At 74.6% G+C, this 15,593-nt stretch carries 14 protein-coding genes; 10 read left to right on the top strand and 4 right to left on the bottom strand.

Translation table 11 applies throughout. The features are described from left to right. The first annotated feature begins 45 nt into the window (after positions 1-45). Positions 46-3,072 (top strand): bifunctional [glutamine synthetase] adenylyltransferase/[glutamine synthetase]-adenylyl-L-tyrosine phosphorylase, encoded by a 3,027-nt coding sequence (locus OG500_RS27180; protein WP_327069489.1) that lies wholly within the window; start codon positions 46-48, stop codon positions 3,070-3,072. Between the two features lie 132 nt (positions 3,073-3,204). Here OG500_RS27180 and OG500_RS27185 read toward each other — a convergent pair whose 3' ends face one another. Continuing rightward, on the bottom strand, positions 3,205-4,161 hold the full coding sequence (locus OG500_RS27185; protein ID WP_327069490.1) for a phosphatase PAP2 family protein: 957 nt from the start codon (positions 4,159-4,161) through the stop codon (positions 3,205-3,207). A gap of 348 nt (positions 4,162-4,509) precedes the next feature. Here OG500_RS27185 and OG500_RS27190 point away from each other — a divergent pair, with 348 nt between their 5' ends. The 4 genes from OG500_RS27190 to OG500_RS27205 all read left to right on the top strand — a co-directional run bounded on the left by OG500_RS27190 (position 4,510) and on the right by OG500_RS27205 (position 7,658). Further along, a complete protein-coding gene (locus tag OG500_RS27190) occupies positions 4,510-5,778 on the top strand; it encodes a helix-turn-helix transcriptional regulator (RefSeq protein WP_327069491.1) in 1,269 nt (422 codons plus the stop codon). 5 nt (positions 5,779-5,783) lie between these two features. Beyond that, positions 5,784-5,984, top strand: a complete 201-nt coding sequence (locus tag OG500_RS27195; protein ID WP_327069492.1) for a hypothetical protein — start codon at positions 5,784-5,786, stop codon at positions 5,982-5,984. A gap of 122 nt (positions 5,985-6,106) precedes the next feature. After that, positions 6,107-7,225 (top strand): CDC27 family protein, encoded by a 1,119-nt coding sequence (locus OG500_RS27200; protein ID WP_327069493.1) that lies wholly within the window; start codon positions 6,107-6,109, stop codon positions 7,223-7,225. Between the two features lie 94 nt (positions 7,226-7,319). Continuing rightward, the gene (locus OG500_RS27205) at positions 7,320-7,658 is read left to right on the top strand and encodes a P-II family nitrogen regulator (protein ID WP_327069494.1); all 339 of its coding nucleotides are present in this window, start codon (positions 7,320-7,322) and stop codon (positions 7,656-7,658) included. A 31-nt stretch (positions 7,659-7,689) separates the two neighbouring features. Here OG500_RS27205 and OG500_RS27210 read toward each other — a convergent pair whose 3' ends face one another. After that, on the bottom strand, positions 7,690-8,433 hold the full coding sequence (locus tag OG500_RS27210; protein WP_327069495.1) for an SDR family oxidoreductase: 744 nt from the start codon (positions 8,431-8,433) through the stop codon (positions 7,690-7,692). A 187-nt stretch (positions 8,434-8,620) separates the two neighbouring features. On the opposite strand from OG500_RS27210, the gene OG500_RS27215 reads away from it, so the two are divergent. From OG500_RS27215 to OG500_RS27230, 4 genes are all read left to right on the top strand, one after another. Continuing rightward, positions 8,621-9,898, top strand: coding sequence for an ROK family transcriptional regulator (locus OG500_RS27215; protein ID WP_327069496.1), 1,278 nt, complete (start codon positions 8,621-8,623; stop codon positions 9,896-9,898). Positions 9,899-10,254: 356 nt separating this feature from the next. Then, positions 10,255-11,340 carry an alpha/beta hydrolase gene (locus tag OG500_RS27220; RefSeq protein ID WP_327069497.1) on the top strand — a complete coding sequence of 362 codons (1,086 nt, stop codon included), beginning with the start codon at positions 10,255-10,257 and terminating at the stop codon, positions 11,338-11,340. A 245-nt stretch (positions 11,341-11,585) separates the two neighbouring features. After that, positions 11,586-12,305, top strand: a complete 720-nt coding sequence (locus tag OG500_RS27225; RefSeq protein WP_327069498.1) for a hemerythrin domain-containing protein — start codon at positions 11,586-11,588, stop codon at positions 12,303-12,305. Between the two features lie 205 nt (positions 12,306-12,510). Continuing rightward, positions 12,511-13,125, top strand: a complete 615-nt coding sequence (locus OG500_RS27230; protein ID WP_327069499.1) for a hypothetical protein — start codon at positions 12,511-12,513, stop codon at positions 13,123-13,125. A 119-nt stretch (positions 13,126-13,244) separates the two neighbouring features. On the opposite strand, the gene OG500_RS27235 is transcribed toward OG500_RS27230, so the two are convergent. Then, positions 13,245-13,802, bottom strand: a complete 558-nt coding sequence (locus OG500_RS27235) for a DUF1697 domain-containing protein (RefSeq protein ID WP_327069500.1) — start codon at positions 13,800-13,802, stop codon at positions 13,245-13,247. Between the two features lie 91 nt (positions 13,803-13,893). Further along, positions 13,894-14,259 carry an ArsC/Spx/MgsR family protein gene (locus OG500_RS27240; RefSeq protein ID WP_327069501.1) on the bottom strand — a complete coding sequence of 122 codons (366 nt, stop codon included), beginning with the start codon at positions 14,257-14,259 and terminating at the stop codon, positions 13,894-13,896. A gap of 59 nt (positions 14,260-14,318) precedes the next feature. Here OG500_RS27240 and OG500_RS27245 point away from each other — a divergent pair, with 59 nt between their 5' ends. Continuing rightward, positions 14,319-15,548: a cytochrome P450 gene (locus tag OG500_RS27245; RefSeq protein ID WP_327069502.1), complete on the top strand. Its 1,230-nt coding sequence runs from the start codon at positions 14,319-14,321 to the stop codon at positions 15,546-15,548. The last annotated feature ends 45 nt before the right edge of the window (positions 15,549-15,593 follow it).

A 15,593-nucleotide genomic window follows, 5' to 3' on the forward strand; every position in this document is an offset into this window, starting at 1 on the left:
AAGCGCCTAGGCTAAATGCTGATCATATGAGCGACGAGGAGTGCGATGACCTCCGCTGGGAGCCGCGTCAGCAGGCCCGAGAACCGGCTGGTCCGCCGGGGGTTCACCGACCCCGAGGCGGCCGTGCGCCGGCTGTCCGCCCCCGCCCTGCACGGGCTGGCCGATGACCCGATCCTGCTCGACGGGCTCGGCGCCACCGCCGACCCCGACCTCGCCCTGCTGGGCCTGGCCCGGCTGCTCGAAGCGCTCGGCGAGAGCCAACGGCACGCCCTGCGAGACACCCTGACCGCCTCCAAGCCGCTGCGCGACCGGCTGCTCGGGGTGCTCGGCGCCTCGGCCGCGCTCGGCGACCACCTGGCCACCCACCCGCAGGACTGGCACGCCCTGGTCACCTTCGAACAGCGCGACATGCACCCGGGCACCGGCGAGTTCCGGCGCGAGCTGGAGCAGCGGGTACGGGCCGCCGAGGGCGAGCCGGCCGACGCGCTGCGCGCCGCCTACCGCCGCTGCCTGCTGACCATCGCCGCGCGCGATCTGACCGCCACCACCGATCTGGCGCAGACCGCCGCCGAGCTGGCCGACCTGGCCGGCGCCACCCTGCGCACCGCGCTGATGATCGCCGCCGAGCAGGAACCGGCCGCCGCCGACGCCTGCCGGCTGGCCGTGATCGGCATGGGCAAGTGCGGTGGCCGCGAGCTCAACTACGTCTCCGACGTGGACGTCATCTTCGTCGCCGAGGCCCGTGAGGGGGTCGGCGAGCACCTCGCGCTGAGCGCCGCCAACCGGTTGGCGGCCGCCATGATGCGGCTCTGCTCGGACACCACCCGGGAGGGCACCATCTGGCCGGTGGACGCCAACCTGCGTCCCGAGGGCCGCAACGGGCCGCTGGTGCGCACCCTGGCCAGCCACCTCGCCTACTACCAGCGGTGGGCCAAGACCTGGGAGTTCCAGGCGCTGCTGAAGGCCCGCCCGGTGGCCGGTGACACCGAGCTGGGCGAGGCGTACGTGGCGGCGCTGGCACCGCTGGTCTGGCAGGCGGCCGAGCGGGAGAACTTCGTCGCGGACGTGCAGCAGATGCGCCGCCGGGTGATCGAGGCGATCCCGGCCACCGAGCTGGACCGCCAGCTCAAGCTCGGCCCCGGCGGGCTGCGCGACGTGGAGTTCTCGGTCCAGCTGCTCCAGCTGGTGCACGGCCGCACCGACGCGGGCCTGCACAGCGGCAACACGCTGGAGGCGCTGGCCGCACTGTCGGCCGGCGGCTACGTCGGGCGGGCGGACGCCGCCTCGCTGGACGCCGCCTACCGCTTCCTGCGCGAGCTGGAGCACCGGATCCAGCTGCACCGGCTGCGGCGCACCCACCTGATGCCCAAGGACCCGGCCGACCTGCGCCGGCTGGCCCGCTCGATGGCGCCGATGATCAACGGCGACACCCGCGCCGATCCGGTGGCGGCGCTGGAGCGCGAGTGGAAGCGGCACGCCCTGGAGGTGCGCCGGCTGCACGAGAAGCTCTTCTACCGTCCGCTGCTGGCGGCCGTGGCCGACCTGTCGGCCGGCGAGGCGCTCACCCCGGGCACCCCGGCGATGAGCCAGGAGGCGGCCGAGGAGCGGCTCAAGGCGCTCGGCTTTGCCGATCCGCCGGCCGCCCGGCGCCACCTGACGGCGCTGGCCAGCGGGGTGAGCCGGAAGGCCGCCATCCAGCGCACCCTGCTGCCGGTGCTGCTGGCCTGGTTCGCCGACTCCGCCGACCCGGACGCGGGGTTGCTGGGTTTCCGCCAGGTCTCCGACGCGCTCGGCCGCACGCCCTGGTACCTGCGCCTGCTGCGGGACGAGAGCGCGGCGGCCGAGCAGCTGGCCCGGATCCTGTCGGCCGGTCGGCTGGCCCCGGACCTGCTGCTGCGCGCGCCGGAGGCGGTGGCCATGCTGGGCGATCCGCAGGGGCTGGTGCCGCGCGGGCGGGCCGCGCTGGAGCAGGAGGTGCGGGCGGCGGTCGGCCGGGCGCCGAGCGCCGCGGCGGGCGTGGCCGCGGCCCGTTCGGTGCGCCGCCGCGAGCTGTTCCGCACCTCGGCCGCCGACCTGCTCGGGCGCTTCGGCGAGGATCCGGGCGAGGCCCTGGACGCCGCCGCCACCGCGCTCACCGACCTCAACGCGGCCACCCTCGCCGGGGCGCTGGCCGCCTGCACGGCGGGCTGGGAACAGGCACACGGCGAGGCTTTCCCGGCCCGGCTCGCGGTGATCGCGATGGGCCGGTTCGGCGGCCGTGAGCTCGGCTACGGCTCGGACGCCGACGTGCTCTTCGTGCACGAGGCGCTGCCCGACACCCGGCACGACGCCACCGCCGCCGCCCGCACCGTCTGCAACGAGCTGCGCACCCTGCTGGCCGCGCCCTCCACCGAGCCGCCGCTGCTGGTCGACGCCGATCTGCGTCCCGAGGGCCGACAGGGGCCGCTGACCCGCACGCTCGGCTCGTACGCGGCGTACTACGCGCGCTGGTCGCACGTCTGGGAGAGCCAGGCGCTGCTGCGGGCCGAGCCGGTGGCGGGGGACGCGGAGCTGGGGGAGCGGTTCCGGGAGCTGATCGACCCGCTGCGCTACCCGCTCGGTGGGGTGCCCGAGCGGGACCTGCTGGAGATCCGGCGGATCAAGGCGCGGATCGAGAGCGAGCGGCTGCCGCGCGGGGCCGACCCGACCACCCACACCAAGATCGGCCGCGGCGGCCTCGCGGACGTCGAGTGGACCGTGCAGCTCCTGCAGCTGCGGCACGGCCACGAGCTGCCCGGGCTGCGCACCACCAGGACCCGCCAGGCGCTGCTCGCAGCCGCCCGGGCGGGCCTGCTGGCGGGCGAGGACGCCGAGGTGCTGGACACCGCCTGGGTGCTGGCCTCGCGGGTGCGCGGCGCGGTGATGCTGGTGCGCGGGCGCCCGGGGGACAGCTTCCCGAACGAGCCGCGCGAGCTGGCCCAGGTGGCCCGCTACCTGGGGTACGGGGCGGGGCACAGCGGGGAGTTGATGGACGACTACCGGCGGGCCACCCGGCGCGCCCGGACGGTGGTGGAGCGCCTCTTCTACGGCTGAGCGGGCGGCCGGGTGCACGGCCGAGCGGCCGTGCGGACGGCTGAACGAGCGGCTGAGCGGCGCTGCACACGCCGGGCGCCCGCCATGGGTGATCCCGTGACGGGCGCCCGGCGCGCGGTGCGTGAACCGGTGCTAGCGGCGTCCTGCGGCCACCGGGGTGGGCCGCTGTTCGGGTACCGCCGCCTTCTGCCAGGAGGCCGGGATCTGCGGGAACTGGTAGGCCCAGCGGTGGTACACCAGCCGGGTGCCGACGAAGCCGATGCCCAGGCAGAGCAGGCCGCCGCCCGCGTCCATCCAGTAGTGGTTGGCGGTGGAGATGATCACCGTCAGGGTGAGCAGCGGGTAGACCAGCCCCAGCGCCCGCACCCAGGTGCGTTCGGCCAGGAAGAAGATCGTCAGCCCGCACCACACCGACCAGCCGATGTGCATCGAGGGCATCGCGGCGAACTGGTTGGTGGCGCTGGCCGCCGCCCCCGAGGCCAGCGAGCCCCAGGTGTGGTGGACCGTGACGGTGTCGATGAAGCCGAAACCGGCCAGCCGCGGCGGTGCCAGGGGGAAGAAGTAGAAGCCGAGCAGCGCGACGCCGGTGGTGATGAAGAGCACCGTGCGCGCGGCCGCGTAGCGGCCGGGATGGCTGCGGTAGAGCCAGACCAGCACGCCGATGGTGATCACGAAGTGCAGGGTGGCGTAGTAGTAGTTCATCCCGACGATCAGCCAGGTGACCGAGTTGACGCCGTGGTTGATCGAGCGCTCGACGGCGATGCCGAGGAACTGCTCGGCGTGCCAGACCCAGTCGGCGTGCTGCTGTGCCACCGCCGCCTGGGTCGGGAACGCGTTGCGGACCAGCGAGTACAGCCAGTAGCTGAGGCCGATCAGCGCGAGCTCGAACCAGAGCCGGGGCCGGGCGGGGATGCGGCGTTGCGCGGTGATCCGACTGCGCAGCGACCTTTCGGTGCGCAGGGCGGTGCTGCCGCCGGCTCCGTCCGCGGCCTCGTCGGCCGGACGGCCGGTGGCTCGGACGGAGCTGTCGTGACGGAGCTGGGCGGCTTCGTCGCCGTCCTGCGTCCGGGTGTCGGTCGGTTCCCCCATGGACGAGAAGTCTGCCAGACGTTCCGTACCCGTCCGATCATCCTCTGGTCGTGGATTCATCACCGCTTGTCCTCCCACAGTGCGAGGCGGCTGCCCCCGACCGGGGTGGGGGAGGCGGCACGGTACGCGCGATCGGGGCGCGTCGGAGGGACACACATGGGTTCCATTGTTACGCGTTCGCAACTCCAGGTGCGAGGCGGGATTCGCGCGGCTTCGGCTTCCAGGCGTGGCAAGGGCTGTCGCGCATTGCGTCCGGGCTCTTGGAGCGGCGTTGTCAATCCTGTAAACAAGGGAGTCAAGTCACCATCGGTGCTTGGTCAGCGCCGGACAGTAGAGGCAAGGGCGGGCATGGAATCCGGGCAGGACGCGACAGCGGAGATCGGCCGACGACTGCGGGACCTGCGCCGCGAGCGCGGTCTGAAGCAGAGCGACCTGGCCGGCGAGGGGTTGTCGGTCAGCTATCTGTCGCTGCTGGAGTCCGGCAAGCGCGCCGTGACGCCGGCGATCCTGCGCAGGCTGGCCGGCGGGCTCGGCTGCACCGTGGAGTACCTGCGCACCGGGCAGGAGCGCGACCACGAGCTGGAACGCCAGCGGGATCTGCTGCTGCGGGTCACCCTCGGGGAGCTCGCGCTGCACGGCGGGGAGTACGGCTCGGGGCTGGCGGCCTGCGAGGCGGTGCTGGCCGAGCCGCCGCCGATCGACCAGGACACCCGGCGCCGGGCCGGGCTCGCCCGCGCCCACGCGCTGGAGGAGCTGGACCGCCCGGGCGAGGCGCTGGCCGTCCTGCACGAGCTGTACCGCGATCCGGCGCTCGGCGCGGGATCGGCCGCCTGGCTGCGGCTGGCGGTGGCGCTGTGCCGCTGCCACCTGCGGGTGGGCGAGCCGGCCAGCGCCGGGGAGCTGGGCCGCGGCGCACTGGCCCGGCTGGACCAGGTGTTCGCCGCCGACACCGAGGACCACCTGGCCCTGGGCGTGGTGCTGCTGGAGGCGCACCACCGCAGTGGTCGCCTGGCGGAGGCCAGGGCGCTGGCCGACCGGCTGCTGCCGCACAGCGGGCGCACCGGTGCTCCGCCCGCCCGTGCCGCCGTCTTCCGGCACGCCAGCCGTCGCGCCCAGCAGCGCGGGGACACCGGGCTCGCGCTCACCCTGGCCGAGCGCGCGCTCGTGCTGCCCGCGGCGGAGGAGCTGGCCCGTCAGCTGGGTCTGCTGCGGGCCGGCTACGGGGCGCTGCTGCTGGAGGGCCCCGCGCCCGAGCCGGTGCTGGCCAAGGAGTACCTCGCATCGGCCGAGCGGGAGCTGGCCCGCCGCGGGTGCGGGACGGACCGGGCCGGCTGCGCGCTGAGCCTGGCCCGGGCGGAGCTGCTGCTGGGCGAGTACGCGGCGGGGGCCGCGCAGGCCCGCCGCGCGCTGGAGCTGGCCGGCACCGACCAGGGCATGATCGGCGTCCGGGCCTGGCTGCATTTGGGCGAGGCCCGCCGGCTGCAGGGCCGCGCGCGGGAGGCGGGCGCGGCCCTGACGACCGTGGCCCGGCTGCTGGAGACGGCCACGGCCGGGGTGGTCGCCGGGCAGAGGCCCGCCGGCTGCAGGGCCGCGCGCGGGAGGCGGGCGCGGCCCTGACGACCGTGGCCCGGCTGCTGGAGACGGCCACGGCCGGGGTGGTCGCCGGGCGCGAGCGCGCGGAGGCCTGGCGGGCGCTGGGCGATCAGTGGCTCGGTCACGGCCGGCCGGAGGCGGCGATGAACGCCTACCGTCAGGGCCTCGCGGCGGCCGGCCTGTCGGGCGCGGCTCCGCTGCCGCTGGTGCTGCGGCCCGCGGGGCCCTGAAGCGGGCGCGTAGCCTGGGTTCAAGTCACCACCCGGTGAAGGCAGTTGCACTGGTCGGCGATCCGCCAGCGGTGGTCGACGGTCGGTGGTCGGTGGGGGCAACACGACAGGAGGACGGGCCCGTGACGCTGCGGCTGGACACCGCCTTCGCCGAGCTGGCGCTGCGCAACGGTGGCGACGCCGAGGCGCTGGCCGTCTTCGTCCGGGTGCTGGCCGCCGACCCGCCGCCCGACCCGGCCACTGCCCGGCGTGCCCGGCGCGGGCGGGCCTGGGCGCTGGAGAAGCTGGGCCGCCTGGAGGCGGCGATCGGCGCCTACCGCGACCTGCTGGCGGAGCCGGGGACCGAGGTCGGCAGCGCGGACTGGGCCCTGCTCTCGATGGCGCTGTGCCGCTGCTACCGGGACGTCGGGGACCAGGCGATGAGCGTGGACGTCGGCGAGCGGGCGCTGCGCGAGCTGCGGCTGCGCCGGCCCGCGCTCCTGGACGAGCACCTGCAGCTCGGCTCGACCCTCACGAGCTGCTACGTCCAGCGCGGCGACCTGGTCTCGGCCAGGCTGCTGGCCGAACGGCTGCTGCCGTTGGCCGGATCGACCGGCTCCCGGGAGACCCGCGGTGCGCTGGAGTGGAACGCCTCGCTGATCGCCCGGGAGCTCGGCCGCTACCACGAGGCGCTGGAACTCGCCGAGCGGGCACTGGTGTTGATGGCGGAGACGGACAATGCCCGGCACCAGGGCCTGCTCCGGTGCGACCTGGCCCTGGTGCTGGTGGCCCGGGGCGAGCCGGCCAGGGCGGCCCAACTGCTGCCTGCTGCCTACGAGATCCTGCGGGACAGCGCCGGGGTCGGTGAAGTGGTCTTCTGCGTCGCACTGTTGGCCGAGGTGCTGGTCCAACTCGGCGATCCAGAGGCGGCATTGGAGTGGGCCGAGCGCGGCGTACTGCTGGTGGAGGCGACCGGTGAGGACCTGGCGCACGAGCGTGCGGCGCTCGCCCTGGCCTTCGGGCGGGCCCATCTGGCGGGCGGCGAAGCGGCTCTCGGCGAGGCCGAGCTGCTGCGCTGCGGAATGCTGTTGGCCAGGGCCGGTGAGCACCGTTCGGTGGCCCTGCTGTGGCGCCGGCTCGGCGACTCCTGGGCCGAGCGTGAGCAGACGGGACTCGCGATGGCGGCCTATCGGACGGCGTTGACCGTGCTGGGGCTGCCGGCCGCCGCCCCGGTGACCGGCCGGCGGCAGGCCGGCTCCTGACAAGCAGTCAAAGTGTGTCAAGTGCTGAGTGAAAGTGCTGGTCGCAGGCGAGGTTGACGTGTCGTCGGCACACCGATCGCTACCATCACGCGGTATGAAGCTGATCACCGCCGTCCTCAAGCCCTACAAGCTGGACGACGTCAAGACCGCACTGCAGGACCTCGGGGTGCACGGCCTGACCGTCACCGAGGTCAGCGGCTACGGCCGGCAGCGCGGGCACACCGAGGTGTACCGGGGTGCGGAGTACCGGGTCGACCTGGTCCCCAAGGTGCGGCTCGAGGTGGTGGTGGCCGACGACGACGCCGAGCCGGTCATCGCGGCCCTGGTCGCCGCCGCCCGGACCGGGAAGATCGGCGACGGCAAGGTCTGGATGGTCCCGGTGGACACCCTGATCCGGGTGCGCACCGGCGAACGCGGCCCGGACGCGCTCTGAGCCCGGTCCCGGTCCCTCCCGGCGGACCGGCTCAACCGCGCCCGATGTAGGGCATGTTCGTGGCCAGCACGGTGGCGAACTGGATGTTGGCCTCCAGTGGCAGCTCGGCCATCTGCCGTACCGTGCGGGCCACGTCCGCCACGTCCATGGTGGGCTCGGGCGCGATCCGGCCGTCGGCCTGGCGGACCCCGAGGCCCATCGCGGCGGTCATGTCGGTGGCGGCGTTGCCGATGTCGATCTGCCCGCAGGCGATCCGGTACGGCCGGCCGTCCAGCGACAGCGACTTGGTCAGCCCGGTGACCGCGTGCTTGCTCGCGGTGTAGGCGATGCTGTGCGGGCGCGGTACGTGGGCGGAGATCGAGCCGTTGTTGATGATCCGCCCGCCCTGCGGCCGCTGCTCCTTGAACTGCCGGAAGGCGGCCTGGGCGCAGAGGAAGGCGCCGGTCAGGTTGAGGTCGATCACCGCGCGCCAGTCCTCGACGGCGAGGTCCTCGACGGGGACGGCCGCGCCGAAGCTGCCGGCGTTGTTGAAGAGCAGGTCGAGCCGGCCGAAGCGCTCGGCCGCCTCGGCGAAGAGCGCGGTGACCGCGGCCGGGTCGGTGACGTCGGTCGGGATCACGGCGGCGGGCGCCCCGGCCAGCGCGGCGGTCTCGTGCAGCGGCTCGGCCCGCCGTCCGGCGAGTGCCAGCTGCCAGCCGGCGGCGGCGAGTTCGAGCGCGACGGCCCGGCCCACGCCGGTGCCGGCCCCGGTGACGACGGCGATCTGCTGCGGCATGCGGGACTCCCTGGGCTGGTGGTGAGCCGATGATCGCCGACCGGGTGCGGCGCTGTCATTGGTAGGAGCGCACCGAAGAGCGCGCCGCAGGTGGCGGCGGTCTTGTCAGGAGCGCCGGTGATCACTAAGTTTCGGAAAATAACTAAGGGTGGCCGGGCGATAGGGTGCCGGGGAGGAGGCGATCACCGTGACGATCCGCAGGGGGACCACCCGCAGCGAGCAGCCCCAGGGCCTGATCACCCCGGGACAGCGCGCCGAGTACATGCGGCAGGGCAACGCCTCCGCCGTGCTGCGCGCCGTCCTCGCCTACGGCCCGGTCTCCCGGGCCGAGATCGCCCGGCACACCGGGCTGTCCGCGCCCAGCGTCACCAAGCTCACCAGCACCCTGATCGAGGCCGGGCTGCTCGGCGAACTCGCCCCGGTGGAGCCCACTCAGGGCCGCCCCCGGGTGCCGCTGCGGGTCGACCCCGAGCGCACCGTGGCGCTCGGCGTGCACATCGGCCTGCTGCGCACCACCTTCGGCCTGGTCGGCCTGGACGGCCGGGTACTGGTCGAACGCGAGCTCGCGCACGGCGACGAGGGCGAGCCGACACCGCGCCGGATCGCCGCGCGGGCCGCCGAAGGCGTGCGGGCCTTCCTGGACGAGCGGCTGGCCGGGCGCCGCCTGGTCGGCACCGGGGTGAGCATTGGCGGCTGGGTGGACGGCGCGCGCGGCCAGGTGGTCGAGCACGGGCCGCTCGGCTGGCACGAGGTGGCGCTGCTCGACGAGCTGACCGGCAGGCTGCCCGGGCCGCTGGTGCTGGAGCAGACGGTGCGCGCCATCGCCCGCGCCGAGTTGTGGTTCGGCGCCGGCCGCGAGGTGGACGACTTCGCGCTGGTCTTCATCGGCAACGTGCTCGGCGCCGCGATCGTGGTGGACCGCACCGTGCACCGCGGCCCCGGCGCGGCGGCCGGCGGCATCGAGCACCTGCTCGCCACCGACGAGCCGGGCGTGCGCTGCCCGCGCTGCGGCACCGGCTGCCTGAGCGCGGCGGCCGGCGACCTCGCGCTCGTCGCCGAGGCGCGCTCGGCCGGCCTGCTCGGTCCCACCGGGCACGGCGCGGCCGGCGGCTCGCTCGACCTGGAGCGCCTGGTGGCCGCCGCCCGCCCGGCCGGCTCCGGCAGCGGGGACGTGCGCGCGCAGGAGCTGCTCCGCCGCCGGGCCCGGCGGGCCGGACGGGCCATCGCCACCCTGGTCGACCTGCTCAATCCGAGCCGGGTGGTGCTGGCCGGCGGGATCCTGGTGGCCGAGGAGTACCTGGACGACCTGCGGGCCGAGGTGGCCGAGCGCAGCCACCGCGGCGCCGAGGTGGCCGCCGACATCGTGCCCGCCGTCTTCGGAGCCCGGACCCTGGTGCGGTCCTCCGCGGTGCCGGTGCTGGAGCGGGTCATCACCGAACCATTCACCTCCCTGGGGCTGCTGTGACCACGCCCGTCGCACCGGGTACACCCTCACCCAAGTACGCCGAGCTGTACCGCTGCGCGGTCACCGGGCGGACCGACCGGCTGCTGCTGCGTCGGGTTCCGACGGGCGAGTGACGCCCGTCAGATCGGCGGCTCCCGGTCGCCGTCCGGGCGTCCGCCGACCGGCCGATCGACCCCCGCCGATCGGCGGATCTTTGCCGGAACGGCCCCGGTCACCGGCTGCCGGGCCGCCCGGTCGCAACCACGTTCGCCGGGGTGCGCGTCGTAGGATCGACAGCACCCCGCCGACCTCCGCCCAGGTCGCCGCCGCCCGGGCCCATCCGTCCGGGCGCCACCCACCACCCGGAAAGTCCGACCTTGCAGCCGCCGCTCGCCCGTCCACGTGTCGTCCTGTCCTCCGCCGTCGCCCTGGTCCTGGCGGGCGCGCTCGCCGCGTGCGGGTCCGGCGGCGGCAAGCCGGCGGCCAAGGCCGCACCGGTCGCCGCCCCCGTCCCGGCCTCGCCCGGTGCCGCCGGTGCCGCCGGTGCCTCCGGCGGCCCGTCGGGCGCCGCGTCGCCGAGCGGCTCGCCGTCCGCCCCGGCGTCGCCGAGCGGCGAATCGGCCACGGTGGCGATGCCCACCGGTCCGGTGACCCAGCTGAGCAAGGCGCGGGACACCGCGGCCGGGCCGATCATGATGACCACGCTGGCCGGCAAGAAGTCCGGGGTGACCGGCAAGGTGTGGGTCTGGCTCCCGCCGGAGTACAACGACCCCAAGTACGCGAACTACGGCTTCCCGGTGCTCACCCTCTACGCGGGCGGCCAGAGCAACGGCTACAACACCTGGACCGACGACCAGCTGCCGATCCAGGTGGCGGACGAGCAGCTGGTCAAGCAGGGCAAGGCACACCCGTTCATCATGGTGATGCCGGTGCAGAACCTGGTCTCCGACGAGAAGCAGACCCTGGACTGCAGCGACATTCCCGGCCAGCCGAAGATGGGCACCTGGATGTCCCAGGACGTTCCCGACTTCGTGCGTGCCAACTTCCGCACCCTCAAGAGCCGGGACGGCTGGGGCCTGATGGGCGCCTCCACCGGCGCGTTCTGCAGCGCCAAGATGGCGCTGCAGCACCCGGACACCTACAAGGCCGCGGTGCCGATCGACGGCTACTGGAACCCGGACTCCTCGTTCTGGAAGGGCCACGAGGCCGAGCGGCTGGCCAACAGCCCCGACGTGCTGGTCGCCCAGAGCAAGGCGGACGTGCGGATGCTGGCCACGGCCGGCGGTGCCACGCCGGACGAGGTCAAGCTGGTCAAGGCGTGGGTGGCGAAGGCGGCCCCGCCCACCAAGATCGACTACTACGAGCAGCCGGGCGGCAAGCACCTCACCTCGCACTTCAAGAAGATGATCCCCGACACCCTGCAGTGGCTCACCCAGAACCTCCAGGGGCCCACCGCGGCGTGATCCCCGCTGCGGTGTGAACCCCGCTGCGGCGGGCGAGCGGAACGGGCGGCGCCGACGAACGGTCGGCGCCGCCCGTTTTCTCCTTGCACCCCCTCTGAGCTGCGCAGCAACCCGGTGTTGATTCGCCTCTGATCGACTGTCAGCACGCTGGAACCGCAACGTCGCGCCTCCCGCTCACGCCCGCTCCGGGAAGCGGCGCCGCCCGGCCCCGGAACCCCCGCCATGACAGTCCTGAAGAGAGTGCCATGCAGCCGCATCTGCTTGTCGTCCCCGCCCCGCGCGGCTCCCACGAGGTGGTGCCGGCCGTGCGCCCCGTCCGTTTCGCCGGCCTGCGCCTGGTCCACGCGGCGCTGCGTCGCGATCTCGCCCGGCTGCCCACCGCGCTGCGCCTGCTGCAGCCCGATGACGAGGCGGGCGCGGCGGCCCTGCAGCGGCACTGGGACTTCATGACCGCGATGCTCACCTGCCACCACGAGCAGGAGGACGCCCGGCTCTGGCCGCTGCTGCGCCGCTTCGCCCCGGAGCTGCGGCTGCTGGTCAACTGGCTGGAGGACGACCACCACAACCTGGACCACTCCTTCACCCGCACCACCACGCTGATGCGGGTGGCCACCCGGGACCCGGCCAGTGCCTGGCCGGTGGCCTACGCGGTTGAGGAGCTGGCCGCGCGGCTGGAGACCCATCTGCGGATCGAGGAGGAGCAGGTGCTGCCGGAGATGGCCAAGCTGCTCCCGCCGCAGTCCCGGGCCGGCACCCTGGGCGAGCTGCTCGACCTGCTGCGGATGGCCGACGGTCCGGGCACGCCGGACGCCCTGGCCTGGCTGCTGGAGGGGGTCGCGCCGGAGCAGATCGAGGCGCTGCTGGCCGAGTGCGACGACCTGACGGCCCGCCACTGGCCGCACTGGCAAGCGGTCTACGCGCGATGCGCGGCGGAGCTGTGGGGGACCTCGCCGATCGGGGAGTGAGGGGCCCGGCTCCGGTGGTGACTTTCGGTGTCGGCCGGCCCATCGGGGTGCCGCTGCTCAGCTGCTGGTCAGGCCCCTATCTGGCCGGTGCGGCGCAGTAGTTGGGCCACTTTCGGACTATCCGCGATGGCGGCCCGTCACTGTGGGTGCCCAAGGTGGAGGAAGGCCGCTCAGGCCCCGACTCCTTGGAAGGAAGCCCGACCCCATGGACAGCAAGTGGACCACGGTCCTGCTCAGCACGGCGCTGGCCGGCGCCATCGCCACCACCACCGGCATCGCGGTCAGCAGCGCGAGCCCGCTGGCCGCCGACCGCCGGCATCCGATGATCAGTCCGGCGGTGGCGCCCGACGCGGCCGGGACCATGGCGGCGATGGGTGCGCTCGGCGGCGTGCTCCAGGCGGTGAACCAGCTGGTCACCGTGAGCGCCCCGGGCTCCGGCACCGCGACCGAGGAGCCCGCGCTGCAGGGCAGGTTGGGACAGCTGGGGATGGCGGCGGAGAAGCTCAAGTCGGTGCTGCCCGCGACGGCCGGCGACGCGGCGCAGCCGTCCGGAGCCGCCGCGCCCTCCGGAGCCGCCGAGCCGTCCGCGCCCTCGGTACCGGCCGGGGTGCTCCCGGGCGGGCCGATCCAGCGCCTGGCCGCGCCGCTGCCGACGGCCGCCGCCGAGGACCGGCTCGCCGCCCTGCAGAAGGACGCCGCCGCGCTGGTCGCCGTCGCCAAGCAGGGCGACCAGGACGCCGTCCGCGCCGCACTGGCACCGCTGTCCGCCGACACGCTCGCCCTGAGCTCCGCCACCGTGGCGCGCCTGGCCGCCGGCTGAGCCGCCGACCGGTCCCCGCGGGCCCGTCGCCCGAGCGGCGGACCCGCGCGCTGCTGTCCGGGGCCGGGGCCGGGCCGACCGCGGTTCGCGCCGGCCGCGTCGGAGCGCCCTCGCCCCGCTCAGCCCTTGCGCGCCGCAGCGAGGATCTTGACCGCGGTGTGGAAGAAGCGGCTGGTGCCGTGACCCTGGTAGCCCTTGCCGAAGACCGTCGCCGGGTTGGCCGCCGAGCGTCCGGGCAGGTGCCGGGCGACCACGAAGGCCTCGCCGGGCGTTGCCGCGATCACCTCCAGGTCGCCCTTGGGGGAGCGCAGCGGCAGGGCGAGGCCGGCGGGGAGCGGTTCGGAGAGGAAGACCACGCAGAGCCGGACCTCCGGCGTGATCTCCACCTCGTGGAACGGGTCCAGGGCCAGCGTGGCCGCCAGCTCGTCCACCGTGCGCAGCATGACGGGCACCTGGTAGCCGAGCGCCTGGCTCAGGTGCGCCTCGATCCGGCCGGTCAGCGCGGCGCGGTCCACCCCGGCGTCCGCCGTGAAGAAGACGTTGCCGCTCTGGATGTACGTCCGTACGCCGGTCAGGCCGAGCTCGCCGAAGAGCGTGCGCAGCCGCTCCATCGTGACGGTGCGACCGCCCACGTTGACGGCGCGCAGGAAGGCGATGAAGGTCGTCTGGTCTGCCACTCGCCCAGTCTCGCGCATCCGGCCGGGCGTGCGGCCGCGCATCCGGCCGAACGCGCATCCGGCACCGCGCCGCGGAGCCGGCCGACGCGCCTCAGGACTGCTCGGGCAGCACCGACCGGAGCGCCTGCGGGGTGCGGGCGACGACGGCGTGTCCGTCGTCGGCGGTGATGATCGGGCGCTGCACCAGAATCGGGTGCTCCGCCAGCGCCTCCAGCCAGCGCTGCCGCTGCGCGGCCGTGCGCTCCCACTGGCGCATGCCCAGCTCCTTGGCCACCGCCTCGTCCAGCCGCGTGATGTCCCACGGCTCCAGGCCCAGCCGCCCGAGCACCGCCGTCAGCTCGGCCACCGAGGGCGGGTCCTCCAGGTAGTGCCGCACGGTGTAGTTCAGCTCGGCCGCGTCCAGCGCGGTGAGCGCGCTGCGGCACTTGCTGCAGCGGGGGTTGATCCAGATCTCCATCCGCCCAGGGTATGCCGCCGCGGGAACTCGGCCGCCCCGCCGCTCGGTTGATACCGGGTATGGACGTCATGGACGGCACGGAGATCATCGACGCTCTGCTGACCCCGGCGGGCTCCGCCGACCCCTACCCGCTCTACGCCCGCGCGCACCGGCTCGGCCCGGTCTGCCGCGTCTGGGACGACATGCTGCTCGCCACCGGATACCGCACGGTGCACCAGCTGCTGCGCGACTCCGCCTTCGGGGTGACCGACGCCCGGGCCCGCCACGACTTCGATCCGCTCTTCCACGAGCACTCCTCCAGGCTGCTGCTCAGCCGTTCGGTCCTGGAGAGCAATGCGCCCGACCACGCCCGGATGCGGTCGCTGATCGCCTCGGTCTTCACCGCCCGCCGGGTGGCCGCGCTCGCGCCGGCGGTGCGGGCCGCCGTCGACCGGCTGCTGACCGAACTCGCCGAACTCGGCGCGGACGGCAGCCCGGTCGACTTCATGGAGACCTTCGCCTTCCGGCTGCCGGTCGGGGTGATCTGCGAGCTGCTCGGCGTGCCCGAGCGGGACCGTTACCGCTTCCGCGGCCTGGCCGGTGCCCTCGCGGCGATCCTGGAGCCGCTGGTGAGCGACGGGGAACTCGCCGCAGCGGATACCGCTGCCGACGAACTGGCCGACTACTTCGGCGAGTTGGCCGCACAACGGCGCGCCGATCCGCGCCCCGACCTGGTCAGCGCGCTGGTCCGGGTCGCCGACGGCGCCGACGGGCGGCTCGACGACCGGGAGCTGCTGGCCAACCTGATCGTGCTGCTGGTGGCCGGCTTCGAGACCACCACCAACCTGCTCGGCAACGGACTGGCGCTGGCCTTCGAGCACCGCTGGGCGGCGGACGGACTGCGCAGCGGCCGGATCAGCTCGGCCGGCTACGTCGAGGAGGTGCTGCGCCACGACTCCCCGGTGCAGCTCACCACGCGGCTGCCGCTGGCCGAGGGGCTGAGCGTGGCGGGGGTGCCAGTACCGCCCGGCAGCGGGGTCTTCCTGCTGATCGGCGCGGCCAACCGGGACCCGGCCCGCTACGACCGACCCGACCTGTTCGACCCGACCCGCCAGGACAGCCAGGCGCTCTCCTTCGGCGGCGGACCGCACTACTGCCTGGGAGCCCAGCTGGCCCGGCTGGAGGCGACCTGCGCACTGCCCGCCCTGCTGAACCGTTTTCCCCGGCTGACCCTGGCGGGGGAACCGGTGCGCCGCTCGCGCCTGGTGCTGCGCGGCTACCAGGAACTGCCGGTCGCGCTGCGGGGCTGACGCCCGCAGAAACCGGGACTTTGGTCCCGAGGCGGCGGGCCGAAG

It is taken from the genome of Kitasatospora sp. NBC_01250, assembly GCF_036226465.1.
Lineage (GTDB): Bacteria > Actinomycetota > Actinomycetes > Streptomycetales > Streptomycetaceae > Kitasatospora.